This is a genomic window from Saccharopolyspora dendranthemae, assembly GCF_007829955.1.
Lineage (GTDB): Bacteria > Actinomycetota > Actinomycetes > Mycobacteriales > Pseudonocardiaceae > Saccharopolyspora > Saccharopolyspora dendranthemae.
In genome coordinates this window covers 1,255,764-1,281,755 of the sequence record NZ_VIWX01000001.1, presented here as the reverse complement: position 1 = coordinate 1,281,755, position 25,992 = coordinate 1,255,764, and the positions used below count along the sequence as shown (strand labels likewise).

18 protein-coding genes are annotated in these 25,992 nt (G+C 70.3%); 9 read left to right on the top strand and 9 right to left on the bottom strand.

Annotated elements, in window-relative coordinates; all coding sequences use genetic code 11:
* Positions 1-88: 88 nt before the first annotated feature.
* The 5 genes from FHU35_RS05720 to FHU35_RS05700 form a co-directional block, all read right to left on the bottom strand.
* On the bottom strand, positions 89-1,927 hold the full coding sequence (locus tag FHU35_RS05720) for a hypothetical protein (protein ID WP_145737299.1): 1,839 nt from the start codon (positions 1,925-1,927) through the stop codon (positions 89-91).
* A gap of 283 nt (positions 1,928-2,210) precedes the next feature.
* A complete protein-coding gene (locus FHU35_RS05715; RefSeq protein ID WP_145737298.1) occupies positions 2,211-3,734 on the bottom strand; it encodes a PucR family transcriptional regulator in 1,524 nt (507 codons plus the stop codon).
* A 612-nt stretch (positions 3,735-4,346) separates the two neighbouring features.
* Entirely contained in the window at positions 4,347-5,036 is a 690-nt protein-coding gene (locus FHU35_RS05710; protein WP_145737297.1) for a type 1 glutamine amidotransferase domain-containing protein, read from the bottom strand.
* Positions 5,037-5,181: 145 nt separating this feature from the next.
* Positions 5,182-5,811 (bottom strand): nucleoside/nucleotide kinase family protein, encoded by a 630-nt coding sequence (locus FHU35_RS05705; RefSeq protein ID WP_186459271.1) that lies wholly within the window; start codon positions 5,809-5,811, stop codon positions 5,182-5,184.
* Positions 5,808-7,184, bottom strand: coding sequence for a sugar porter family MFS transporter (locus FHU35_RS05700; protein WP_145737296.1), 1,377 nt, complete (start codon positions 7,182-7,184; stop codon positions 5,808-5,810). The genes FHU35_RS05705 and FHU35_RS05700 overlap by 4 nt, the downstream gene beginning before the upstream one ends.
* Before the next feature lie 167 nt (positions 7,185-7,351).
* Between FHU35_RS05700 and FHU35_RS05695 the strand changes: the two genes are divergently transcribed.
* Positions 7,352-8,347: a LacI family DNA-binding transcriptional regulator gene (locus FHU35_RS05695; protein ID WP_145737295.1), complete on the top strand. Its 996-nt coding sequence runs from the start codon at positions 7,352-7,354 to the stop codon at positions 8,345-8,347.
* Between the two features lie 102 nt (positions 8,348-8,449).
* Here the strand turns inward: FHU35_RS05695 and FHU35_RS05690 are convergent, their stop codons facing one another.
* The 4 genes from FHU35_RS05690 to eccCa all read right to left on the bottom strand — a co-directional run bounded on the left by FHU35_RS05690 (position 8,450) and on the right by eccCa (position 17,513).
* Complete coding sequence (locus FHU35_RS05690; RefSeq protein ID WP_246110088.1) at positions 8,450-9,001, bottom strand: sigma-70 family RNA polymerase sigma factor; 552 nt, start codon at positions 8,999-9,001, stop codon at positions 8,450-8,452.
* A gap of 435 nt (positions 9,002-9,436) precedes the next feature.
* On the bottom strand, positions 9,437-12,280 hold the full coding sequence (locus FHU35_RS05685) for a LuxR family transcriptional regulator (protein WP_145737293.1): 2,844 nt from the start codon (positions 12,278-12,280) through the stop codon (positions 9,437-9,439).
* Positions 12,281-12,432: 152 nt separating this feature from the next.
* The gene (locus tag FHU35_RS05680; protein ID WP_186459270.1) at positions 12,433-13,593 is read right to left on the bottom strand and encodes a S8 family serine peptidase; all 1,161 of its coding nucleotides are present in this window, start codon (positions 13,591-13,593) and stop codon (positions 12,433-12,435) included.
* Positions 13,590-17,513, bottom strand: coding sequence for a type VII secretion protein EccCa (gene eccCa / locus FHU35_RS05675; protein WP_145737291.1), 3,924 nt, complete (start codon positions 17,511-17,513; stop codon positions 13,590-13,592). The genes FHU35_RS05680 and eccCa overlap by 4 nt, the downstream gene beginning before the upstream one ends.
* A gap of 319 nt (positions 17,514-17,832) precedes the next feature.
* Here eccCa and eccD point away from each other — a divergent pair, with 319 nt between their 5' ends.
* The 8 genes from eccD (at position 17,833) to FHU35_RS05635 (ending at position 25,984) form a co-directional block, all read left to right on the top strand.
* Entirely contained in the window at positions 17,833-19,254 is a 1,422-nt protein-coding gene (eccD, locus tag FHU35_RS05670; protein ID WP_145737290.1) for a type VII secretion integral membrane protein EccD, read from the top strand.
* Between the two features lie 69 nt (positions 19,255-19,323).
* Positions 19,324-20,748: a type VII secretion protein EccB gene (gene eccB / locus FHU35_RS05665; RefSeq protein ID WP_145737289.1), complete on the top strand. Its 1,425-nt coding sequence runs from the start codon at positions 19,324-19,326 to the stop codon at positions 20,746-20,748.
* Between the two features lie 66 nt (positions 20,749-20,814).
* Entirely contained in the window at positions 20,815-21,126 is a 312-nt protein-coding gene (locus tag FHU35_RS05660; protein WP_145737288.1) for a hypothetical protein, read from the top strand.
* A gap of 249 nt (positions 21,127-21,375) precedes the next feature.
* A complete protein-coding gene (locus FHU35_RS05655; protein ID WP_145737287.1) occupies positions 21,376-21,663 on the top strand; it encodes a WXG100 family type VII secretion target in 288 nt (95 codons plus the stop codon).
* Positions 21,664-21,867: 204 nt separating this feature from the next.
* On the top strand, positions 21,868-22,248 hold the full coding sequence (locus FHU35_RS05650; protein WP_145737286.1) for a hypothetical protein: 381 nt from the start codon (positions 21,868-21,870) through the stop codon (positions 22,246-22,248).
* A gap of 95 nt (positions 22,249-22,343) precedes the next feature.
* On the top strand, positions 22,344-25,091 hold the full coding sequence (locus FHU35_RS30130; protein WP_145737285.1) for a hypothetical protein: 2,748 nt from the start codon (positions 22,344-22,346) through the stop codon (positions 25,089-25,091).
* A gap of 133 nt (positions 25,092-25,224) precedes the next feature.
* Positions 25,225-25,662 carry a YbaB/EbfC family nucleoid-associated protein gene (locus tag FHU35_RS05640; protein ID WP_145737284.1) on the top strand — a complete coding sequence of 146 codons (438 nt, stop codon included), beginning with the start codon at positions 25,225-25,227 and terminating at the stop codon, positions 25,660-25,662.
* Positions 25,652-25,984 (top strand): hypothetical protein, encoded by a 333-nt coding sequence (locus FHU35_RS05635; RefSeq protein WP_145737283.1) that lies wholly within the window; start codon positions 25,652-25,654, stop codon positions 25,982-25,984. The genes FHU35_RS05640 and FHU35_RS05635 overlap by 11 nt, the downstream gene beginning before the upstream one ends.
* Positions 25,985-25,992 lie beyond the last annotated feature (8 nt).

Below are 25,992 nucleotides of genomic sequence, written 5' to 3'. Positions count from 1 at the left end.
TCACCTGATGGGGGGACCGGGGTGGCACAAAGAGAAGTCCGGGCGAGCCGTGGTGGCCTCGCCCGGACTTCGATCGCCGTGGATCAGATCACGGGAAGTTCGCCAGGTTCGACGGGGTCGTCTCCGGCGGGGTCACGTCGCCCGTGTCGTTGATGACGTGGGTGATCGAGCCCTTCTCGTTGAGCGAGACCGTCGCCATGCTGTGGAACTTCACGCCCTCCGCGGCCGGAACCTCGAAGGCGTGGTGGTTCTTCACCTCGGGGTTGGTGTTGAAGAAGCAGTAGCTGCCCAACCCCCACGCCTCGTGGTTGGTGACCTGGTCGCCCACCTTGTAGGCGGCCCAGCCCTCCAAGCCGTTGTCGTTCATGTAGGACGCCTGGTCCGGAACGTCGTAGGGCATCTCGTTCTGGAAGAAGATGGTCTTGCCGTTGTTGCCGTTCCAGATGACCTGGTACTTGTTGTAGTGCTCGACGAACAGGCCGGTGGCCGTCACGTCGTCACCGTTGACCACCACGCCCGTGTCACCGGGGTTGACGTCCCAGCCGAACGAGCCCTCGTTGCCGTGGTCGGCGCGCCACGCCCAGATGTGGTCCATGACCGCGTTCTTGCTGTTGACGATCAGGCTGTTGGTGGCCTTGCCCGCGACCGTGCCTCCCAGACGGAAGAACACGTCCTGCATGATCGTGGGGTTCTGCGAGTGGTCCGCCGAAGCGCCCTCCTCGCCCACGGTCAGCAGGCTCGGCGAGTTCTGGGTGCCCGCGTCGAACAGCACGCCCTTGATGCGCACGCCGTCGACGTCGGCGACCTCCATCGCGGTCTTGCCGGTGTCGGGCATCAGGGTCGGGTAGCCGACGCCCAGCACGATCGTGTCCGGGTTGGTGATCCGGATCGTGTCGTCCAGGTGGTACACGCCAGGAGTGAAGAAGAGGTTGCAGCCCGACTCCACGGCGGCGTTAATGTCCGCGGCGGTGTCGGTCGGCTTGGCGACGTAGAACTGGCTCATCGGCACCGACGTGCCGGGGGTCTCACCGTTCGCCCAGCTCGGACCGGAGGCATCGGTGCGCACGTCCGGGCGGAACACCTGGAACTTGCCCGCGTCGTCGACGTACAGGTACGGCACGTCGGCCGACACCGGGGTCTTCTCCAGCGTGGTGTGCGGCGGCTCCGGGAACGCGGTGGGAGGAGCACCGGCGACACCGGAGAACGTCATGTTCCAGACGCCGCCGTCCCAGGCGCCCAGCTGCGAGTCGCGGGTGTACCACTGCTGCTGCGAGGAGGACTCCGTGGTGCCGGAGACCTTGGTGTCGGCGAGGTAGCCACCGCTGGCCCAGCCGTAGCTCTCCGGGTACAGGTCCAGGTCGCCCTGGATGTCCATCCGCCGCATCGGCGCGGCCTGCGACACGCCCCAGCGATTGGCGCCGTTGGGCTTGACGGTCATGTTCTCCGCCGAGCGCCAGAAGTTCTGCGTCGCGTTGCCCTCGTCGGACTCGTTGAAGGCGTCGACCGTGATGTTGCCGTTGATGGTGACGTCACCCGGGTTCTTGCCCAGGCCCGCCACCGAGGTGTAGTAGCCGACGTTGTCGTTCACGGCGTACTCGCCCGGCTTGAACATGTGCGCGACCCGGTCCTCGGACATCTGGTCGCCCAGGGTGTCCTTGAGGTTGTTGAAGTCGTCGTCGAGCTGCTTCTGGATGCTCTCCGGCGACATCGAGGGGTCGAAGATCCGCATGTTCGGACCGAAGTCCGGGGTGTCGGTCCCCGCGCAAGCCTGGGGGCCGGGTGCCGGAGCCGCGGGCTTCGCGGGCTGCTCCTGGGCGCCGGGCATCGCCGCCGCGCTGGGCGCGACGGCGGAAACGGCGGCGACGGCGGCTAATCCCGCGAAGAACGGGAATCGGCGTCGCCCACGCCGTTGTGAGACGGGAGTCATGTTTCAAGCACCTCCGGAAATGGCCAATGCGTCGAACGCACTGCATGAGAGCGCTCTCAGATCTGGACCCTAGACCGATCAAGAGCATTTCCGGAAGTCGGCCGTCGTGAAACCGCCAGCGCGCCAGAGGGTTCCCGTTTTCCCAGCTGAGGTGTCCGCCGTGGGTAGAGCGCCCATCGGAGTGGCGCATTCACGGATTCGTTTGCGTTTCCCCTTTTTCGATTTCCGTCCGCAGAGCGGAAAGAAGCGGGAGAACGTATTCGAGCCTACTACGGTTCACTTTTCAGGTCACGACTTTCTCGTCCCCCGGCTCTCGGTTCGCCTCGAGCGCGCGGAACGCGAAGTGCAGGTCGTAGCTCAGCGAGGGCGAGTGCAGCAGCGACCGCTCCAGCAGCTGTTCGGCGTTGACCAGTCGTTTGCGGGTCGCCGCGGCGGAGATTCCCAGCGCCTCGGCGGCGAGGCCGGGCTTGGCATCGGCGAGCAGCCAGGCCCGCACGGTCTCGACCAGTCGCGGTGAGTCCCGCATCGGCGCGAGCAGCACCTCCGCCCAACGGCGGACCTCCTCGCCGCGCAGCAGTTCGTCGAGGTCGCGCGGCGAGTGCGGCGCCTCGGGGCCGCCGCGCAGCCGCAGCGCGAGGTCCAGCTGGGCCTGGTCGGGCAGCCGGTGCAGGTCGCGTCCCAGCAGCGAACCGATCTTCTGCAACCGGGCGCTGAGGGTGTTGCGGTGGATCTTCAGGTGACGGGTGGCCTGCTGGTGGAACGCCAGCCACGACACGAGCGTGTCCTGCAGGTCGTCGCCAGTGGGGTCCTGGGGGCGCGTGGGCTCGAACTCCTCCAGCGGTAACAGCACCCCGCGCGCCCATGCCCGGCCGACGCCGGCGAGCTCGGCCGCGAGGTCGTGGCTGCGCCGGAAGCTCGCAAAGCCCTCGGCGTTGCCCCGTGCGTGCGCCAGCGCGTGGAACGCCTGCTGGTAGCCGGTGCCGAAATCGCGCAACGGCAGCACCGTGCTGATGCCCACGCTGATCCGGCCGGTCCCCGCGTTCGCGCTCGTCACCAGTTCCCGAAGGCACGCCTGCTCGTGCTCGTGCCCCGCCGGGGCGACCGCCGGGATGAGATGCCCGCTGTAGACCGGGCACTTGATCATCCAGGCCCGGTCGCCGGTGATGCGGGCCAGCTCATCGGCGACCGCGTCGCGCTCGCCCTCGTCGAGGGAACCGACCTCGACGACCCACACCCGCATCGGGTCCGGCAGCGGGTCGTGGAGCGCCTCCGCGGCGCGGTGCGCGGTGGGAAGGCGGCCTTCCATCAGCAGGTGCAGGACGGCTTCGCGGATCTGGTCGCCGGCCTTGCCGACGCGCCGCGACCGCTCCTGCGCGTGCTGGGCCTGCCAGGACAACGACAGCACGCGCAAGGCGTCGGTGCGCCGCGGCTCCGCGGTGAAGCGGTCGATCGCCGATCCGGCGATCACCAGCGTCGGCGCGTCCGGTTCGCCGTTGATCGCGAACGCCGCGAGCTGCTCGTGGCCGTCGCGTTCGACCGCCGAGCGGGACAGGCCGAGCCGCACGCGGCGCGCGATCTCGGCGATCGCGTCGGGAACGGGGCCGTCGGGCGAGCCCGCGATCGCGTCGCCCGCGGGATCGAACAGGATCGCCCGTCCTTCGACCTCGTCGGCGAAGCGCGCGAGCAGCCGCCCCGCGCCGTCGGGCTCAGCGGCGTCGCGCTGCAGGTCGCGAAGCCGCTCCGCGCCGTCGTGGTCGTAGCCGGGCAACAACGGCACATCCCCCCAGGTCTCGCCTTGAACGGCCACCAATCCTACGGGGGAGTCGGCACCAGGCGCAGCAACCCGATCCTGAATACCGGGGCTGACTGTGCGAGGAACAACTGGAACGCTCATGATCGACGGCTCTAGCCTGAGGGAGTTGCCGCGGAGCTGGGCGAACGGCGCGCGGATGTCGCGCACGGGAGTCAGTCCGACGCCCGCTGCCGGCGACTGGTTGAGGCCGCGCCACGTCACCCTGGGGGTTGGTGTTCGCGAGCAGGCAACACCATGCTGAGGCGGGGAGGAGAGGGAAGCCTCCTCGCCTCAGCGCTCTTCCGCACCAGGTCCCAGTTTTAGGGGTCATTGCAGCATCACTTTGCTTGGCGGTGCGGGTAGCGGAACCTCACACGCCGCCTGGACTCCGTGCGCCACTCCTGATGTCTTCCGCTTACCCCGGGGTGGACATCGGCGTCGCGGCGTACTCGCCAGACAGCGTGTGAGAAATCCCCACAGGGGAAGGCACCGCGGTGCCAGCTGAGTCCCACACCTGAAGCAACGGCACCCACCGAATCCCAGTTTTAGTCCAAACTGAGCCGACATTTCGGACATGATCATGGCTCGGTTTGGACTAAAACTGGGAGGTGCCGGGGACGTCGGTCGTCAGAGGGCTTCGAGGACTCGTTGGGCCAGCGGGGCCGAGGAGGCCGGGTTCTGTCCCGTGTGGAGGTTGCGGTCGACCACGACGTTCGGCGCCCAGGGCGGGCCCTCGTCGAAGGTGACGCCGAGGTCGGCGAGGCGGTCCTGGAGGAGCCACGGGGCCTTGTCGGCGAGGCCCGCCTGGGTCTCCTCGTCGTTGGTGAAGGCCGTGAGCCGGTATCCGCGGAACGGCGAGTCGCCCGCCTCCTCGGTCGCCAGCAGCGCGGCCGGTCCGTGGCAGACGATCGCGAGGGGCTTTCCCGAACCGAGCGTCTCGGTGAGGACGCGGGCGGAATCGGCGCTGACCGCCAGGTCTTCCATCGGTCCGTGCCCGCCCGGGTAGAACACCGCGTCGTAGGCGTCGACGTCGACGCTCGCCAGGTCGACCGGGTTCTTCAGCTCGGTGGCTCCGTCGAGGACCGCGGTGATGCGGTCGGCCGCGTCCTGCCCGCCGTTGGCGTCGGCGCTCAGGCTGCCCCGGTCCACCGCGGGCGTCACGGCACCGGGCGAGGCCACCACGACCTCGTGCCCGGCCTCGGTGAACGCGACGTAGGGCGCCGCGAACTCCTCGGCCCAGAAGCCGGTCGGGTGCTGGGTGCCGTCCTTCAACGTCCAGTGGTCCGCGCCGGTGAGCACGAACAGGATCTTCGCCATGGGTTTTCGCTCCCAGGTTCGGCGGTCGGGGTTCCGCCCCCGACCGTAGGCGCGCCTCGGGCGCCCGTGCCAATCGATGACGCCATGTCGCTGATCACGGTTCAGGTGGCCGCGAACGGGGAAACCCTTGCGCGGAGTTGTGAATCTAGAAGTCCGTGACCAGGAGGTCCGCGCGTTCCCGGGTGGGCGTGATGATCTCGGCGTTGCGCATGTCGCTGCGGTGGACCCACTCGCTCGCGTGCGCCCGCGTCCTGCCGTGGTGCACGTGGCGTTCGATCAGGCGGGAGACGAGCTCGTCCTGCGCCTGATCCAGGAACCACGCTTCGTCGAGCAGCGAGCGGACTCCGGCCCAGGGGCCGTCGTCGAGCAGCAGGTAGTTGCCTTCGGTGATCACCAGCGGGACGTCGGGATCGACCGGGATCGCGCCCGCGTAGGACTCCTCGACCTCGCGGTGGAAGCGCGGCGCGTAGACCGTGCCGGTGCCTTCGCGGATCCGGCGGAGCAGGGCGAGGTAGCCCTCGGCGTCGAAGGTGTCGGGGGCGCCCTTGCGGTCCCGGCGGCCGAGGCGGCGCAGTTCTTCCTCGGCCAGGTGGAAACCGTCCATCGGCACCACGACGGCCGCCGAACCCAGTTCACCGAGCAGCTTCTCGGCCAGCGTGCCCTTGCCGGAACCGGGGCCGCCCGCGATGCCGAGGACGCGGCGGGTGCCGGTCGAGGCCAGCGCGCGGGCGCGGTCGAACAGGCCGGGCAACCCGTCGTGGTGCCGGGGGATCACGCCGCCTTCCCCTTGCGCAGCGAGCTCTCGATGTCCTCCAGCGTGCGGTTCTTGGTCTCGGGCAGGTTCCGCCACAGGTAGGCGAGTCCGAGGACGCCCAGCAGGCCGTAGATCCAGAACAGGCCGGTCGGGGTGAGCGCGTTGATCAGCGTCAGGACCGAGATGGAGATCAGGAAGTCCAGTCCCCAGTGCGTCACCGTGCCGACGCCGGCCGCCTTGCCGCGCACCGCGGTCGGGAACACCTCGCTGTTGATCAGCCAGATCGCCAGCCCGAGACTCGCCGCGAACGCCGCTTCGTAGAGCATCAGGCCGGCGGTGAGCAGCGTGCCCAGTCCGTGCACGCTGGGCAGCAGGTACAGCGCGCCGAGCGCGAACAGCACGACGATGACCACGCTGGTGCCTCCCAGCAGCAGCGGTCGCCTGCCCACCTTGTCGATGAACAGCAGCGCGATCATCGTGAAGATCATGTTGGCGGCGCCGATGCCCACCGAGGACAGGATCGCCGCGGAGTCACCGAGTCCGGCCTGCTTGAGGATCGTGGGCGCGTAGTAGATGACCGCGTTGACGCCGACCAGCTGGTTGGTGGCGGCCACGGCGAAGCCCAGCATCACCGCGGGGCGCAGCTTCGGGCTGAGCAGGTCCCGGTAGGTGAAGCGGCTCTCCTCGCGCATCGCCTCGGACATCTCGGCGAGCGCGGCGTCGGCGTCTGCCGCGGAGTGGGTGCGCAGCAGCGCCTGGCGGGCGTCGTCGGTGCGGCCGCGGGCGAGCAGCCAGCGCGGGCTCTCGGCGAGGGTGAACAGGCCCACGAGCATGATCAGCGACGGCACGACGGCCAGGCCGACCATCCAGCGCCAGCCGTGGCTGTCGGCGAAGGCGTAGCCGACCAGGTAGGACGCGAAGATGCCGATGGTGATCATCAGCTGGTTCATCGACACCAGGCGGCCGCGCAGCCTCGGCGGGGCGATCTCGGCGATGTAGGTCGGCACCACCAGCGATGAGCCGCCGATCGCCAGGCCCAGCAGGACTCGCGCCACGACCAGGACCGCCGTGCCCGGTGCGAGGGCGGACAGCAGCGCGCCCGCGGTGAACACCGCCGAGAGCGCGATCAGCGTGACCTTGCGGCCGATGCGGTCGACCACCGGGCCCGCGCCGATCGAGCCGACGATGGCGCCGAGCAGCAGCGACGCGACCACGAACTGCTTCATCCCGTCGGAGAGCGCGAACTCGGGGGCGATGTAGAGCAGAGCGGCGGAGATGACGCCGGTGTCGTAGCCGAAGAGCAGGCCGCCGAGCGCGGCGATGGTCGACGCGCCGAGCACGGCACCGCGTCGAGCGGGCGACGCGGACCTGTCCGCGACCGTTGATGTGGTCATGGGTGCTGTTGCCCCTCCCCGACCCGCTGCGATGCGGGTCGATGTGCGCGCCGCGGCGCGGACTCCGCTTTGAGTGATCGGCACTGTAGGTCCAAGTTAAGCGCTTGCGCAAGCGTTTGCCGGGTATGCTTCGCGTCACCTGATCGAGCCCGGAGGAGTGCTTGTCAATGGCGACCATGGCCGATGTCGCGCGCGTCGCGGGGGTTTCCACCGCGACCGTCTCGCACGTCATCAACGGCACCCGCACGGTGCGCGAGGAGACCCGGGAGGTCGTCGAGGCCGCCATCGCCGAGACCGGGTACAGCCCGAACACCCTCGCCCGCTCGCTGGCCACCGGCGGTTCCCGGTCGATCGCCGTGGTGATGTCGGCGATCTCCAACCCCTACTTCGGCCAGGTGCTGCAGGGCGTCGAGTCGGAGGCGGTGCGGCAGGGCTACACGCTGCTGCTGGCCGACCCGCGCGACGACCCCGAGCACGAGCTCACCGTGGCGCGCAGCATGCGCGAGCGCCGCGTCGACGGGGTGATCCTCGCGCCGTCAGCGGATCCGGCGCGGGCGCTGGAATACCTCGACTCGCAACGGGTTCCGGTGGTGCTGGCCGACCGGCTCGCCGACGAGCGCTACGACCAGGTGGGGCCGGACAACGCCGAACCGACGGCGCTGCTGGTCGACCACCTCGCCGAGCTCGGGCACACCCGGATCGCGATGGTCTCCGGGCTGGGCGGGCTCACCACCACGGAGGAGCGGCTGCGCGGCTACCGGGACGGGTTGGCGCGCAACGGGATCGACCTCGACGACGAGCTGCTGCTGGAGGGCGCGTCGGAGAGCGACCGCGCCGCCCGGGTGACCGCGGGGGTGCTCGCGCGGCGCGATCCGCCGACCGCGGTCATCGCGGCCAACAACAGCATGACCATCGGCGCCATGCAGGCGATCAGCGAGTCGGGTCTGCGGGTCCCGGACGACGTGGCGCTGGTGGGTTTCGACGACTTCCCGTGGGCGGATTGGTTCTCGCCGCGGTTGACCGTGATCGCTCAACCGAGCGCGGAAATCGGCACCACCGCCGCCCGGTTGTTGTTGCGCCGAATAGCCGATCCCGATTCCTCACCGCTAACACATAGATTGGAGTCGAGTCTCATCCACAGGAATTCGTGCGGCTGCCTTTGAAACGGTTCAAACAATTGATCGCCGCCGAAAACTCCGGTGGTACGTTCGACGACTGGTTGTCACATCGCGATTCGATGATGAACTCTTCGCGTGGGAGCGCTCTCAGGATCGGGAGCGGAAGGGATCTCGCGAGCGCGGGTCCATGGTCGTTTTGAGGTTCCGCAGCGCGTGGTGCAGGCGGGATTTCACCGTTCCCGGCGGGATGCCCAGCGTGCTCGCGGCGCTGGCCGCGGTGTGGTCGGCGAAGTAGACCTCGTAGAGCACCGAGCGGTGCGCGGGGACCAGCTTGCTGACCATGGTCGCCACCACGACCCGGTTCACGACGGCGTCGGCGTGGTCGGCGTCGTAGTCGGCAGAGGAACTGCCTGCGGTTTCGTCGACCTCCGTGGGGCGTGCGCGGCGAGCGCGGATGCGGTCGATGGCGATGTTGTGGGCGACCCTGGTCAGCCAGCCCCAGACCGACCCGCGTTCCGGCGTCAGCGTGTCAGCGTGCTGCCAGGCCCGGAGCATCGTCTCCTGCACGACGTCCTCCGCCAGGTGCGGATCGGAGAGGATTCTGTTCACGTAAGACAGCAGCCTCGCGTAGTAGTCGTCGTAGAGCGACTTCAAGGTCGTGTCGGTGTTGCGAACCGTTCGTTCGCCGACTCCGTTCACCGAGGAGGCGTGAGCCCGTTCGAATGCGATCGCTGATCGCGGATCTCCGAGAAGCGTCATGTGGATTCTTCATTCGGTTGTCTGCCCCGTTGGTCAATCGTTCACAGAGCTTGCGAGAACGACCGGAATCGGGGTCTCCGGATGGCAGCGATGAGCTTGCCCGTTAGCTCGAACGGGGGAAATGAGGGAGCTCACTTAGATTTTCTACGTGTGGGCCGGAGGTCGCTCAGATGAGCGTTCGAGTGGGCGAGTTGTCCGTTTTCATACCCATGTGCCGGACCAACCAGTCGGTCGGAAATATAAAGCTGTTGTGAACCCGGGATGACGGCCCCGTGATGGGTTACTGGGCGTGATGATCCCTGCCCGTCGCGTTGCGGTGCGTGCCGTGACGGATCGGCACGACGTGTCACGGAAAGGGCGGAGCGGCAGGGTCCCTCAGGCGGATCTGGGGCCGCTGCGCGCCTCTTCGCCGTCGTGCCGCGTGGCCTCCACCGCGATCTCCACCCGGGACCGGGCACCGAGCTTGGCCAGGATGTGCGAGACGTGGACCTCGACCGTGCGACGGGAGGAGAACAAGGCCGTCGCGATGTCCGGGTTGGGCAGCCCGTCGGCCACCAGCCGGGCGATCTGCCGCTCCGTCGGCGTCAACGACTCCCAGCCGTTGGTGGCCCGGTGACGCCGTCCCCGCGCCTGCCGCACGCCGTGCGGGCGCATCCGGGAGTCGGCGCGCCGCAGGTCCCAGGTCGCACCGAGCTTCTGGTAGATCTTCACGGCCCTTCCGTACGCGGTTCGAGCCGACGCCGACTCGCCGCGCTCGGCCAGCACCACCGCCATGTCCTCCAGGGCCCGGGCGTAGCGGGGAGGCTGGTTGGTCTTGCTGTAGAGCTCGATCGCGGCCCGCAGCGCCGTGGGATCGCGTTCCAGCAGGCCGCGGCAGTGCTGCGACGCCGCGACGATGTTGGGCACCGCGCCGACCGCGGCGTCCTCGGCGCACGCATCGGTGGCCCGGCCCGCGATCTCGGTCGCACCGGTCTCGATCGCCAGCCGCACCAGCTGGGGCAGCCACAGGTAGCGGGTGCCGAAGCGCTTGCCCTCGGTGAGCGCGTCCGACAGCAGCCGCACCGCGCTGCCCGGTTCCGATTCCGCCTCGGCGCGCATCGCTGCGGCCAGCAGCAGGAACTCCGCCGACGAGCGGGTCGACAGGTCCTCCTCGGAGCCGGCCGCCTGCAGGCTGCGGCGCAGCGTGGAGCGGTCGTCGCGATGACCGGCCAGCAACGCCGAAAGACCGTGCAACCAGCGGCGTCCCGGATCGTCGAGCCGGTCGGCGAGCTCGGTGACGGCCCCCAGCTCAGCGGTGGCGTCCTCCCAGCGGCCGATCGTGTAGTAGTGGTTGGCCGCCGAGAGCCGCACCGCGGCCAACCGTGACGGGGTGGCGGAGCGCTCGGCGATCGCGAGCATCTCGTGCAGCGCGCCATCGGCTTCGCCCGCCTGGCCGAGCCCGAACAGCAGCATCATCCGGTTGCCCAGCACCGTCAGCCGCAGATCGGTGTTCTCCGGAGCGTCGCCCAGCGCGGCGCCGGCCTGCTCGTAGCAGATCACCGCTTCGGCGAGGTCGCACCGGCGCGCCAGCGCGGCGCCGCGCACGTGCAGGGCCAGGCCGAGCGCGAAACCGTCACGGGCAGGGCGCGCCTCGGCCAGCGCGCGCTCCACCGCCGCGTCGGCGGCGTCGAAGTGACCGCGGGCGAGCATCACCTGGCCCAGGACCGCGTGCATCCGGGCGAGCCACGGCCGGTCGATTCCCGGTGTCCGCAAGGCATTCTCGACGACCTCGGTGGCCAGATCGTCGAGTCCCAGTACGGCCAGCGACCACGCCAGGTACCAGCTGAGCTCCGCGGTGCAGGACAGGTCGTGGGTGTCGGCGAGGGCGCGTTCGCTCAGCTCGCGGGCTTGGGCCGGGCGTCCCAGCTGCACCATCGCCAGAACTCGGGCGGTGCGCAGGGAATCACGTCGCGGATCGCGCGTGGACAGCGGCGGGATCGCTCTGCCGAGCAGTTCTCCGGCGCACTCGGGCGCGCGGTGGGCCAGCATCCGCCCGTTGTCGACGAGCCAGTCCAAGCCCCAGTCGTCGATCTCGGCGTCGTCGACGGCGATCGACGCGAGCAGCTGCTCGCCCGTGCGCTCCACCGGGGCTCCGGAGGACGCCAGCGCCCGGGCGGCCTGGTGGTGCAGCGCCAACCGCAAGGCGGTCGGCGTGGTCTCGTGCAGGGCTTGCCGGATCAGCCCGTGCTGGAACGTCAGCCGCGAACCCGATTCCACCAGCAGCCCGGCGGTGAGAGCTTCCTCGACGCAGCCCACCAGCGCCACGACCGGGCGTTCGGAGACCGTGCGGAGGTCCGTCACCGAGAACGTCGGCCCCAGCAGCGCCGCCATCCGCAGCAGGCCGATGGTGTCGCTGCCGACGAATCCCAGCCGGGAGGCGATCGCCTCGGCCAGCGACCGCGGCAGCGCGTGGCCGGTGGCGTCCTGGGTGATCTCGGCGTGGGCACCGGTGATGTCGAGGTGGTTCTCGCGGCCGAGCGCCAGCACCATCTCCCGCACGTAGCGCGGGTTCCCGGCGGCGCGGTCCAGCATCGTCAGCAGCGCGGGGCCGATCTCGGTGGTGCCGGTGAGGTTCGCGGCGAGAGCCGCAGCGGCGATCGCGTCCAGCGGTGGCACGGCGATGCGGATCGCCGCGCGGTCTTCGCCCCGGACCACGCCGAGCTCGGTGCGGCCCCCTGAGGGGCGGATCGCGGCCACGAGCAGCAGCGGCAGGTGCTCGGCGAGGCGGCTCAGCCGGTGCCAGACCAGCAGGCTGGCCTCGTCGGCCCACTGCACGTCGTCGATGGCGAGCACCAGAGGCCCCGTCGCGCAGTACTTCTCGACCAGCGCGATGAGCTGCTCGGCGAGCGCCGGGACCGGATCGTCGGCGGCCGAGCGCAGGCGCTCGTGGATCCCGAGGACTTCGGCGTCGTCGGACTGGGGGTGCACCGAGAGGCAGTCCAGCAGGACCCGCAGCGGGAAGCGCTGGGAGAGCTGGTCGGCCGTGGCGTGGTGCACGGCGCAGCCGAGTCGCTCGGCCTCGGTGACCAGGGCGCGCAGCAGCGCCGTCTTGCCGATGCCCGGCTCGCCTTCCAGCCAGAGGACGTTGCCGCGCCCGGCGGCCGCCTCGCCGACGTGCCCGCGCAGTTGCGCGAGCTCCACGTCCCGTCCGAAGACCTCCGGTCTTCCGCCCGACGTCATCAACGCGCCCCTGCCTGATCCCGGACCGGTGTCGGAGTGGTCGGCGGTGGCGCGCGCGTTCGAGCTTTTCGGTGGGGCCGTTGGCTGTTCGCGACCTGCGGGTGCCGACTCCGCCTCGGAGGGCTTGATCGAGTTCTGTTCGCGCACGCAGCCTAGCCCCCGTTCTTCCCGGGTCCGTGCCACGCCGACCGCCACCCGCGTTCGCGCGCTCGCGGAAGCAGCACGGCACCGGCGGCGCCGAGCGCCGCCAGCAGCCCGACGGCACCCGTCACCAGCAGCGCGACCAGTTGCGGGAGGGGATCGACGAACGGCCTCGGTGGCAGCTGAACCGGTTGCGCAGCCGCGACGTTCGGGCGTTCGCCGGACTCCGCCGGGAGGACCGAGGTGACCGCCGCGTGGGGGTTGACCACGCCGTAGCCCCGCTGCGGGTCCGGCAGGTCTGCCGGCGGGTGATCGGCGGTGTCCTGCAGCCGTTCTCGGACCTGGGCGGCCGAGAGATCCGGGTGGTAAGCGCGCACCAGGGCGGCCGTGCCCGCGACGAAGGCGACCCCGATGCCGCCGCCGGAGGCCACCAGCTGGCCGTTGCCGCGCGGTGCGATACCCACCACGTCGTCGCCCGGCGCGACCAGCGCGGGCGGAGCGGCCGCGTGCTGGATCGGTTCGCCGCCCCCGGTGATGCCGGTGACCGGCAGCGCTTCCGGGAAGGCGGCGGGGTACGGGATCGCGTCGTCGCCCACGTCCACATCGGACGGTGCGATGACCAGCGCGTCCTTGCTCAGCGCGTAGGACACCGCAGCGCGCAGGCCGCCGTCGGCCGACGCGGTGCCCACCGACACCGCGATCACCGTCGCGCCGCGGTCGGCGGCCGACCGGATCGCCGAGGCGAGCTTGCCCGCGTCGACTTCCTTCGGGTCGTTGGTGATGCGCAGCGGCAGGATCTGCGCGCCCGGTGCGATGCCGGTGAACCCGGTCCCCGCCGACGGACGCGCAGCGATCACCCCTGCCATGAACGTGTCCCGGCCCGCGCAGTCGTCGTCGCCCGCGCCGCCGATGAGGCTCTGCCCGGGCAGCACAGCGCCGTTGAGCGACGGAGCCGCTGCGCTCACGCCGGTGCCGATCACGGCCACCGTCACCGATTCGCCGCTGGTGAGGTTCCACGACCGGCTCGGGTCGAGTCGCTCGAGAGCCCACCCCTCCTGCGGCACGGCGGTGTTCGCCGGTTCCGCGCACTTCTGCTGGGCTTCGGCTGGAACCGGTGCGGCGGCGAGCGCGGTCCCGCCCACCAGCGCCACCGTGAGCAGCGCCGCCCTCACGCGCGATCCCCGGCGGGACGCGGTGCCAGCCAGCCCGCCTGCATGAGGGTCGCGCTGCGCCGGGTCACCAGGTGCGCGCGGCCCGCCGGCAGCACCTTCGCGCGCATGCCGTTGAGCAGCGGCATCTCCGTGGGCGGGCAGGAGAACGCCAGGTCCGGCGTGTTGGACTCCTGCATCCGCCGGACCACCGAGTCCATCGACAGCCGGGAGGAACCGGCGGCGCTGCGGGTGAGGATCACGTGCAACCCGATGTCGGCGGCCTGCGGCAACAGGTCCAGCAGCGAGTCCAGCGGGCCGCCCATCGTGCTGGCCAGCAGGTCGTAGTCGTCGACGAGGATGAACACCTCGGGACCCGACCACCAGTCGCGCCGCTGCAGCTGCTGCGGCGTGACGTCCGCTCCGGGCAGCCGCTCCCGCAGCTCGGTGGCCGCGGTGCCGACGATCTCCTTGGCGGCGGTCGCCGAGAACGCGAAACCTCGCCGGTAGGCGTCGGGGACGGCGTCGAGCAGCACGCGACGCGAGTCGACGAGGATCAGCTCCGCTTCGCCCGGCGCGTAGGTCTTCGGGATCGCGTCGGCGACGAGCCGCAGCAGCGCGGTCTTGCCGCTGCCGGTGTCGCCGAGGACCGTCAGGTGCGGTTGAGACGAGAAGTCGTGCCACACCGGCTGAAGGTCGGCCTCGCCCCAGCCCAGCGCGAGCCGCAGCTTGCCCTGCGGGTCGGGCAGCTGCTCGGCGGGCAGCACCGACGGCAGCATCCGGACGCCGGCGGCTTGCTCGCCGTCCCAGTTGTCGGCCACCGCCTCCGCCAGCATCCGCGCGCCCTTGGCCAGGTCGTCGACCCGGCGCAGGCCGTCCAGGCGCGGGATCGCGGACATGAAGTGCAGCTTCTCCATCGTCAGGCCGCGACCCGGCTGGCGCGGAACGCCCGCCGCCGCGCGCATGTCGATGACCGAGTCGATCGAGTCGCCCAGCCGCAGCTCCAGCCGGGTGCCCAGCTGGTCGCGCAGCTGGCTGTGGATGTCGGCCCACCGGCTGGTGGTCAGCATCAGGTGGATCCCGTAGGTCAGGCCGCGCGAGGCCAGCGACCGGATCGTCTGGTCGTGCTGCTCGAAGTCGCTGCGCAGCGTGCCCCAGTTGTCCACGACCAGGAACACGTCGCCGAAGGAGTCCTCCGGGATCGTGCCCTTGCGGCGCCGTTCCCGGTACTCGGCCATGTTCTCCACGCCGTGCGCGGCGAAGATCTCCTCGCGCTGGGCGAGCACGCCCTGCACCTCGGCGACGGTCCGGCTGACCCGCTCGGAGTCCATGCGGCCCGCGATGCCGCCGATGTGCGGCAGCTCGCCGAGGGTCTGCAGGGTGCCGCCGCCGAAGTCCAGGCAGTAGAACTGCACCTCGTCGGGCGTGTGGGTCAGCGCCAGACCGGCGATGAGCGTTCGCAGCATCGTGGACTTGCCCGCCTGCGGGCCACCGGCGATGCCGACGTGCCCGCCGACCCCGGACAGGTCCACCATGTACAGCTCGCGGGCCTGGTCGAAGGGCTTGTCGATGACGCCCACCGGGACCTGCAGCTTGCCCCGACCCGGCCAGCTGATCGGGGTCAGGCCGTGGTCGGCGTCGGGGACCAGCGGCGGCAGCAGCTCGTCGAGCGGCGGAGGCTCGTCCAGCGGAGGGAGCCACACCTGGTGCGCGGGAGGGCCCTGGCCCTTGAGACGGCTGACCGCGACCTGCAGCAGCGTCTCGGTCATTTCCTCCTCGGTCTCGGGCTCGGGTTCCGGGGCGTGCTCGGTGGGCGAGTCGGGAAGCCGGGCCGCGCTGAAGGCCACCACCTGACGGCTGATCTCCGCCTTGCGCTGCTCGGCGGTGCGCCGCTTGAACGGCGCCGAGACGTAGGCGGCCTTGAACCGCGACAGCGTCGCCACGTCCGAGCGCAGGTAACCGTTGCCCGGCGCGCTGGGCAGCTGGTAGGCGTCGGGAACACCGATCACGGAACGGCTTTCCATCGCCGAGAAGGTGCGCAGACCGATCCGGTAGGACAGGTGGCTCTCCAGCTTGTGCATCCGGCCGTCGTCGATCCGCTGCGAGGCCAGCAGCAGGTGCACGCCCAGCGACCGGCCCAGTCGGCCGATCATCACGAACAGCTCCGAGAAGTCCGGGTGCGAGGCGAGCAGTTCGCTGAACTCGTCGACCACTAGGAACAGGCTCGGCATCGGTGCCAGCGGAGCGCCTGCCGCGCGGGCCTTCTCGTACTCCAGCAGCGAGCTGTAATTGCCCGCGGAGCGCAGCAGCTCCTGGCGGCGCACCATCTCGCCCTGCAGCGCGTCCTGCATGCGGGTGACCAGCGGGGCCTCGTCGGCGAGGTTGGTGATCACCGCGGAGGTGTGCGGGAGCTCGTCGAGTCCGAGGAACGTCGCGCCGCCCTTGAAGTCCACCAGCACGAAGTTGAGGACCTCGGAGGAGTGCGTGACCGCCATCGCGACCACCAGGGTCCGCAGCAGCTCCGACTTGCCCGAACCGGTCGCGCCGATCAGCAGGCCGTGCGGGCCCATGCCGCCCTGTGCCGACTCCTTGATGTCCAGCTCGATCTTGGTGCCGTTCTCGGCGATGCCGATCGGCACCCGGAGCCGGTCCTGCTGCGAGGTCCGCGCCCACGTGCGGGCGGCGTCGAGCTTGTCCATCTCGCCGACTTCCAGCAGCGCGGCCAGGTCGAAGTCGGTGACCATGGGCTCGACGATGTCGGTGGTGGCGCTGAGCCGGAACGGCGCGAGCGTGCGCGCCAGCGAGGTGACCTGCGAGAGCCCCTTCGAGTCCGGAACGCCCAGCTCGGTGCGCACCTCGGCGCCCGAGCGGTTGAGCCGGATCATGTCGATCTTCTGGCCGGACAGCTCCAGCCGGAGCGTGGTGCGCTGCGCGGGACCGGACATGTCCAGGTTGAGCACCGTCGCGTTGCGGTAGCCCGCGCCCGCCAGCCGCGACTCCGCCGGGGTGTCGACACCGTCGAGGACGACCACCACGTAGGGCTCGTCGCGGGTCGGGCTCGCGCCCGCCTCGAACCGGCCGCGGTCGCCCAGCTCCGGGCCGATCATCGCCTCCAGCTCGGCCAGCGTCTCGGTCAGCATCCGCACGTGACCAGCACCGTCCTGCTGGCTGGTGTGCTGGGCGTGCGGCAGCCACTTCACCCAGTCCCACTCCGGCGCTCGGTCCGGGCTCGCGCACACCGCGATCTTGAGGTCGTCGGGGGAGTGGAAGGTCACCAGCTGCGCGAGGACCGCGCGCAGCAGACCGCGGGCCGCCTCGGTGTCGCCGCGCATCTGCACCTGCGAGAAGCCGCGCAGGAACAGGGCCGTCGGCAGATCGTCCACAGTGGTGTAAGCCTTGATGAACCGCCGCAGCGCGCGGGCGGACAGCGGCTCCAGGTCTTCGACCGGTTTGGACTGCACCGGCGTCATCTTCATCGCCAGCCGCTGAGCGGACCGGCCGATGCGCACCTCGGCGAAGTCGGCGTGCGAGAGCCGGCGCTCCCACAGCCGTCCGCTCATCGCCACCGACCACAGGCCGGCCGGATCGGGATGCCGCCACGACAGGGCTTTTCGCTGATCCATCGCGACCTGGCGGACCTGCTTGCGCATCTGGCCCAGGTAGCGGAGGTAGTCGCGACGCTCGCCCTTGAGGCGGCGCTTGCGCTCACCGATGCTGCGGCCCATCTGACCGAAACCCATGGCCAGCATGGACACCGCCATCAACGCCACCACGATGAGACCGATGCCGCCGAAACCGCCGGATCCACCGCGGCCCATGAACATCAGCATCATGGCGCCGGAACCCAGTGCCATCGGCAGGTACATCAACAGCCCGCCGAAACCACCGCTGACCTGCTCGGGTATGACGGGCGGCTCCTGCAAGGACAGTTCCCCGTCGGGCATCACGGGGGGCTTCTGCCTGGCCGGTCGCCGGAACGGCGTCACACTCAATGCGATCAGATCCTCTCACTGCTTGCCCTCATCCCTCTACACGGTTGAAGGACTCCGAACGGGTCACAGCAGCGGCGGAAATCCGGAGCACGAAAGCATCACCCGAAATACCGATCAACGTCCGGAACCCCGTTGGTTCTTGTGCGGGTTCGGACGATTCGGCCGATCAGCGGTGCATGGCTCCCGCGACGCAGGTGGGCGGTGTGCGAGCGGAGGACGCGATTGATCAGAACGGTTGAACTGTTCGAGTGCCGGGGACCGTGTTGTGGATATGACGGGAACGACGGCTCAGCCCGCGGTCGCTGCGGGCGAGGTGTGTCGACTGACGATCCAGGGACCCGGCTCGCGCGTCGAGCTGGCGGTGCCCGCGCACATTCCGCTCGCGGATCTGTTGCCCACCTTCCTCGACCACCTCGGAGGTGGGCTCGGGAACGCGGGTCTGGAACACGACGGTTGGGTCCTGCAGCGGCTCGGTGAGCCCGCGCTGCAAGAAGATCTCGGCACCGCCGCGCTGGGCCTCTACGACGGCGACATCCTCCACCTCCGGCCGCGCAACGACCAGTTGCCGCCCGCCGACTTCGACGACCTCGCCGACGGCGTGGCGGCCGGAATCCGCCACCACCGCAAGGACTTGTGGCGACCGGAGAACACCCGACGCACGTTGCTCGCGCTGCTGGGCGCCTCGCTGGTGCTCGGACTGATCCTGCTGCCCACCATCGGAGCCGGGCAGTGGGTCGCGATCACCGCGGGAAGCATCGCGCTGCTGCTGCTCGGTGCCGCCGCCCTGTCCTCGCGCGCCCTCGGCGACCGGGCCGCATCGGAACTGCTGTTCTCCGGCAGCGCCGTCTTCGGTGCCGCCGCCGGGTGGGCGCTGCCGATGATCGGCAGGCCCGTGATCGCGATGAACGCCCAGCTCGTCGCGCCCTGCCTGACCGCTGCCGCGGTGTGCACCAGCGCCATCGTGCTCGGCCGGTTCCTGGTCGGAGGCGGCTTCGGCGCCGGGTACGTCGCCGCGATGCTGACGACCGGGCTGACCGCGCTCGTCGGGCTGCTCAACACCTTCGACATGCTCTCCGCCGGTGGTGCCGCCGCCGTCGTGCTGGCCGTGACGCTGCTGGTGGGAACCCGCGTCCCGCGCATCTCCGCGTGGATGGCCGGACTCAAGGTGCCGCCGCTGCCGACCTCCGCCGAGCAGTTCCAAGAAGGCATCGACCCCGAACCGGGCCGAGAGCTGATGGACCGCACGGCCGCCGCCGACTCCAACCTCACCGCGCTGTGCTGCGGACTCGGCGTCGTCATCGCCGGCTGCCTCGGCATCCTCGCCTTCACCCCCGGATGGGCGTCACCGACGCTCGCCGCGATCGCCTCGCTGCTGCTCCTGCTGCACTCCCGCGAGTTCGTCAGCTCCCGCCAGCGGATCGCGGTCATGGTGCCCGGATTCCTCGGGCTCGCCGCGGTGATCACCGCGATGTGCCTGCTGATCCCCGGCCCGTGGCGGATCGCCATCATCGGCGGCCTGATCGTCATCGCCGGACTGCTGCTCGCCGGTGCCCGCAGGCTGCCCGGCCGGCGCATGCTGCCGCACTGGGGCCGGGCCGGCGACTGGGCGCACACCACCCTCGCCATCGCGATCATCCCGATGACCTTCGCGGCCCTGAACCTCTACGCGGTGGTGAGGGCGTCGTGGTCGTGACAGACGTGCTCCACCGCTCAGCCGCGCGGGCAGCGGCCCTCCGGCAGTCCCGGTTCCGGGGAGGTCGTCGTGCACTCGCGCAGTGACCAGGTGCAGGCGCACTCCTTCATGTCGGCGCGAGTCGTCTCCGCACTCGTGCAGGGCGAACCCGACGCACCCGACCCGCCCCTGCGGCGGACCCCGCTGGGCTACGTGATCGGCCTGATGCTGTCGATGCTCATCGTCGCCGGCTTCGCCGTCGCCGGAGTCCTCGGCTTCGGCGGAGCGACCGACTGGTCCGAGCCCGGCAAGCTCATCGTGGAGAAGGAGACCGGGAGCCAGTACGTGCTGGCTTCCGACGGCACGCTGCGACCGGTGCTCAACTACGCGTCGGCGCGGCTCCTCGGAGCGAGCGAAGTCGCGGAGGTGTCCGACTCGACGCTGAGCGAGGTTCCCCGCGGCACTCCCGTCGGCATCGTCGGCGCTCCGGACGGGATCCCGGCCGGCGCCGCGGGCAGTGCGGGCCAGGCGTGGCTGGTGTGCGCGACCACCACCCGCGACGCCGCCGGGGCCCCGCACGCCACCGTCTCCCTGCACGTCGGCGACACGTCCGACGTGGAACCCGCGCAGCAGGACGAAGCCGTCCTCGTGCGCTCCAGCGCCGGTGACCACTACCTGGTGTGGCGGGACAAGCGGATGAAGCTCAGCGCCCCGTGGGTGGCCGCCGTGCTGGGCTACGACCCCTCCACCGCGCTGCCGGTGCGCGACGCGTTCCTCAACAGCACGCCCTCCGGACCAGACCTCGGGCCGCTCCAGATCCCCGGCGCCGGCCAGCCCGGCCCGACGCTCGGCGGACAACCGACCCGCATCGGGCAGATCTTCTCCGTCGAGGTCGTCGGACGCCCGCGAACGCTCCACATGCTCACCACCAGCGGCCTCATGCCGGTCAACGGCACCACCGCCGCGCTGGCGATGGGCGACCCGGCAGGAGGTGGGCAGGCGAGCCCACGCGCCCTGTCACCCGCCGCGATGGCCTCGGTCGGACAGGTGCCCTCCTCGCCGCTCATGGCGCAGCTGCCCGACCAGCCCCCGTCGCTGCTGGACACCGCCGGCCAGACCGGCGACCCCGACGCCGGAACGCCCTGCATCCAGGTCGAACCCGGCCCGCGCGGAGTCAAGTCCACATTGGTCAGCGGGTGGCCCGACGGCGGCGTGGTCGTCGACGGACCCGGCATCGAACGAGACGAGTTCACCGCCGACCGGATCGACGTCCAACCCGGCGCAGGCGTGCTCGCCCGCACGCTCCCCGCACCCGGCGTACCAGGCGCCGGCCTCTACCTGGTCACAGACTCGGGCGCCAAATACCCGGTGCCCGGCCAGAGCGCAGCCGAAGCCCTCGGTTATCGGCTGGCCGAAGCGGTTCCGGTTCCAGCGCACCTGCTCTCGCTGCTGCCGACCGGGCCGGTGCTCGCACCGGAGCGAGCCGCAGGCGGTGGTGTGCAAACAGCACCCTGAGCCACCGGCCGTCGTGGCCGGCAGGCGACAAGCAATCCGAATCCCGCACAGTGCAAGGAGAACCCGATGACCGCACCAGGTGCCCAGTACGGACTCAACGACTCGCAGCTGCAGCAGATCATCGAGGCGACCAACCAGTCGCTGTCCCAGATGCGCCAGCTCAACAACCAGGTCCAGACCCAGGCGGCCTCGCTGGGCCAGGCCAACGTGTCCGACTCCGGTCGCATGCTGGTCGACAAGTTCGGCGTGTGGGCCGGCGACTTCTCGCGCATCGAGAGCGAGCTCAACCAGCTCAACCAGCGCGTGATGGACGTTCGCAACGCCTCGCTGCAAGCAGCCCAGCAAGCAGCAGACAACGCCTCCGGCGCGGATCTCTGATCCTTTCGCTGCTCTATTTGCTTAGCGGTGCGGGTAGCGGAACCTGAGCGCTTCCGTGGACTCCGGGCGCCACTCCTGATGTATGCCAATACACGGCGTCGCGGCGTCCTCGCCACGGAAGCGCTCAGAACCCGCGGCGGTGCCGGTTGCTCAGGTGGGGCAGAGAGAAAGCACCTTCGGTGCTTGCGTGACCGGTTTCCTGACCCGAACACCTTCTTGTGAGACTTCCTACCTAGAACGGAGATTGGTATGACTCAGTTCAGCGTGCAGCACGGGGCCTACGAAGAGGTCAACATGGGGCTGCAGCAGGCCGTTCGTCAGATGGGCACCATCCTCGACGAGCTCAACGGCTTCCTGAAGAACATGGGCGAGGCCACGCAGGGCAAGGCCGCGCCGCTGTGGGCCGAGAAGCAGCAGAAGTGGAACCAGGCCTACACCGAGATGAACACCCGCCTCAACAGCGGTTTCACCTCGTCCAACAACGCCGCGCAGGCGTTCCAGGACGGTGACAACCGCAGCGCCCAGATCATGGCGTGAGTCGGTTCCGCCTGAGCGCGCTCCGCTCAGCGGTGCCGGTGGATCACGCCTGAGAACCGGTGCGGCGCACACCGTTCCCCTCACCTGGGGCAGCGGATCGCGCCGCCCGGAGAGGGCGCCACCGGGTTGAAGTTTCGGGTGCGGGTCGCCACGCGCAGCGGCCCGCACCCGATCCCCCTTCCTCCCCGTGCAAAGGAGAGTCTCGTGGCTGACGAGACGAAGACGAAGTTCGACAGCGGTCAGTACGAGAAGATGATCAAGAACGTCGACACCCACGAAGACGAGCTGCGCAAGCAGTTCCTGGGAGCCAGCAGCGGAATTCGCCTCGCGGCGGACCTCGGCGAGCGGGTCCACGCGGGCAACCCCGAATGGCCGGCCATCCAGTCGCTCAACGAATCCCTGGGCGTCCTGGGCAAATCCGCCGAGACCATGAACGAGAAGACGAGCAAGGACTGGCGCAAGTTCACCGAAGCCCTCAACGACGCCAAGCGCGTCTTCGAGGACACCGACGACCTCGCCAGCTACTCGGCGACCGAGTTCGTCCAGGACTACCCGGACCTCGGTCAGCAGGCTCCCGCCGGCTGAGGTTGAGGAGCTGTTCCCGAAAGCCCCCTGAACCCCCGACCCGCACGTCGAACGACCTCAGCTGACGGCATCAGCCCAGGAGCAGGAGAAAGCCCATGCCCGAGAACGCGGACCTGTCAGGCCCGAGCAGCGACTGGACGTTCTTCCAGGCGCTCAGCGCGTTGACCGGAAAAGGGCCGGACCTGAAGTCCAAGGCCGAAGGCGTCAAGTGGTTCGAGGTCGCAGGCGGCGGTGACGGTGGCGCCGGCGGCAAGGACGCCGACTTCACCGGGGACAGCCTCAAGGAGAACCTGAGCAACCGGGTCGCCCCCACCGAAGACCTCACCTACACCGCGTTCGACCGCGTCTACTACCGGGTCAACCGCAACACCGCGGCGGCCGACGCCTGGACGCAGGCCATCAACGACGCCGGGACCATCGTCGGTGAGATGTCCTCGGGCAAGAGCGGCACGCTCGACCTGCCGACCCTGCGCCAAGCTCAGGACCTGGTCGGCAAGTACGAGAAGTGGCTGGAGACCTCCGGCAAGGAGTTCCGGACCTGGGCCAAGTCGCTGGACTCAGATGATTCCGGGTTCAGCGGCAAGGCGGCCTCGGTCATCCAGGGGCGGATGGACCAGAACGCCGACAAGCTCGAAGGCCTGCACGAGCAGCTCACTCTCGACCGCGGCGTCGCGGTCTCGGTGGCGATGAAGAACCTCGGCGACAAGATCGAAGCGGCGGTCAAGGGACTCGCCGAGGCCTTCTACGACTTCCGCAACCGGGCGCTGTACCTGCCCAACAACAAGCGGGTCGACTACGAGAACCAGCTCTACGAGTTCCTGACCAACGGCGTCGGCCTGGTCAAGGGCGCCCCGAACTACCAGCTCGACGGCAAGAGCACCGAAGAGGCCCAGTCCTACATCAACACCTCGCTGGCCAGCTTCAAGGAAGGCAACCTGGTCACCGCGGGTCCGTGGGACAAGATGAACACCGAGATCACCAACGCCGCGCTCACCGAGCTCACGACGCTGGACACCGCGGCTGCTGCGGCGCTCAAGCCGCTCGAGGAAGAGCTGAAGTACACGCAGTCGGCGATCAAGGAGCTCACCGAGCCGGAGGTCAGCGCCCCGAACACGCCGCCGACCACCCCGCCCGGTGGGGACACGAACATCCCGCCGCCTCCCGGTGGCGACACCAACATCCCCCCGCCGCCTGGCGGTGACACCAACGTGCCGCCGCCCGGTGGGGACACGAACGTGCCGCCTCCCGGCGGGGACACCAACGTGCCGCCGCCCGGCGGGGCCGATGGGCTCGGCACCGGCGGGGGCGGCCCGGAAGGCCTCGGCGGACCCGGTGGTGGTGATCCGGCCAACGGTGGCGCGGGCGGTTTCGGCGGCGGTCCCGAAGGGCTCGGCGGACCCGGTGGCGGAGACCCCGCCAACGGCGGCGTCGGCGGTCTCGGCGGTGAGAGCGGACTGGGCGGTCCCGGTGATCCCGCCAACGGTGGCCTCGGCGGCGGGCTCGGCGGTCCCGACGGTCTCGGTGGGGACTCCGGCCTCGGGACCGGCGACAACGGCGCCAACGGTGGCGCGACCCCGCCCGTGGTCGGACCCGGCGGACTCGGACTGGGTGGCGGTGCCGGGGGAGGCGCGGGCACCAAGCCCGGCACCAGCCCCAACGGCGACCCGGCCAACGGTGGCGCGGGTGGTTTCGGCGACTTCGGCCAGAACGACCCCGCCAACGGCGGTGCCGGTGGCCTCGGCGGCGGACCCCAGCAGCCCGGCCTGGTCGACAGCGGCCTGACCGAGAGCTCCTTCGACCCCGCCAACGGCGGTGCGGGCGGCTTCGGCGACGTGCCCGGTCAGCAGGACCAGGACCGCCCCGGCATGGGCGGGTTGCCGCTGGACTCCAACGGCAACCCGATTCCCGGAGCCGGTGGAGGTCTGGGCGACCCGGCCAACGGTGGTGCCGGAGGCTTCGGCGACACCGGTCTGCCCGGTGGTGCCGACTCCGGATTGGGCGCGGGCCTGGGAGATCCGGCCAACGGTGGTGCGGGCGGCTTCGGCGATCTGCCCGGTGGCGCTGACGGTGGTCTGGGCGCCGGTCTCGGTGACCCGGCCAACGGCGGTGCCGGTGGTTTCGGCGATCTGCCGGGCGGTCAGGGCGGTTTCGACCCGGGCGGGCTCGGCTCCGGCACGGGCGATGCGGCCAACGGCGGCTTGGGCGGCTTCGATCCCGGCGGCCTCGGCTCCGGCGCGGGTGCCGGACTCGGTGACGCTGCCAACGGCGGTGCCGGGGGCTTCGGCGACGGCGCGGGCGGCCTCGGCTCCGGTGGTTTCGACGGCGTCTCCGATCCCGCGGAGGGCTACGGCTTCGACAACGTCTCCGACGGTTTCGGCGCACCCGACGGCTCGGGCGGCTCGGGCACCGGGTCCGAGCAGCAGCGCGGCGGTGCGGGCGGCGGCACGACCGGCTTCGGCATGGGGTCCGGTGCGGGCTCCGGCCTCGGTGGTTCGCAGGCCCCGACGCCGTCCCCGGGCATGAGCCAGCTCAACGGGCCCTCCACCCAGCAGGGCATGGGGGGAATGCCGTTCATGCCGCCGATGATGGGCGGCATGGGGGGCATGGGCCAGCAGGGCGACAAGAACGAGCGCGAGCGGCAGACCTGGCTGTCCGAGGACGAAGACGTCTGGGGCACCAACGCGGACGCGGGCATGGGCGTCATCGGACTCCCCGACGAAGCGGACTTCGACGTCGACGAGCAGGTCGCCGCAGGGCCGGTGCGACCGCCGCGCCAGCCGCAGCAGCCGGCGCCCGCGGAGCAGGAGCAGACCGCCCAGGCAACGGCGTCCGGGCAGGGCTGAGGAGTTGTCGCGGGTGCGCGAGCTGAACCGCGCACCCGCGACGGCGGCCGCCGCACTCCGGGAACGCCCATCAGCAAGTCGATCTGGCAGCCAGTCGATCAGGCACGTAGCGGGAAGGAGGGAATGACCCGCGATGTCATCTCCCCTGTTCAACCAGATGGAAAACGCGCTGGCAGACCTCCGCGAGCAGCAGGAGCGCATCCGCGAAGCGCAGGGGCGGGCCGAGAAGGAGACCACGACCGTCTCCACCAAGGACCGCTCGGTATCCGCGACGGTGGACCACCGGCAACGGCTCACCGGTCTGAAGTTCTCCGGCACCCGCTACCGCACGATGGCGCCCGCCGAACTGGCCAACAAGATCGTCGAGCTGGTCCGGCAGGCGCAGGACGAGGCCAACCAGAAGTCCGTCGCGGTCTACAGCGCGATGGCGCCCGCCGGTTTCGGCTCGGCGCTGACCGAGATGGTCAACGGCGAGTTCGACCTGGACAGGATGTTCGACGAGGCGGTGCGCGAGGCGGAGAGCATGAGCGACGCCGCCGACGAGGGGGAAGAGGCCGATCGTGGCAAGTGACGAGAACGACCTGGTCGCAGCGGACATCGAGGCGCTCAAGCGGGGTGGTGTCGACCTGACCCGCATCGCCGAGACCGCGAACTCCATCTACGCCGACCTCGCCCACGACTGCAACTCCTTCGCCATCGAGGGCGATGACGACATCGCCAAGACGCTGCGGACGAAGTACGAGCCCGGGGAGAAGGACGGGCTGGAATTCCTCCGCATGCTCGGCATCAACATCGGCACCGACGGCGAGAAGGTCGTCGACGTCGGCAAGACCTTCGACGACATGAACGAGACCGCGAACAGCGAGGTGAGCAAGGGCGGAAAGAAGGCCTGACCGAGCGC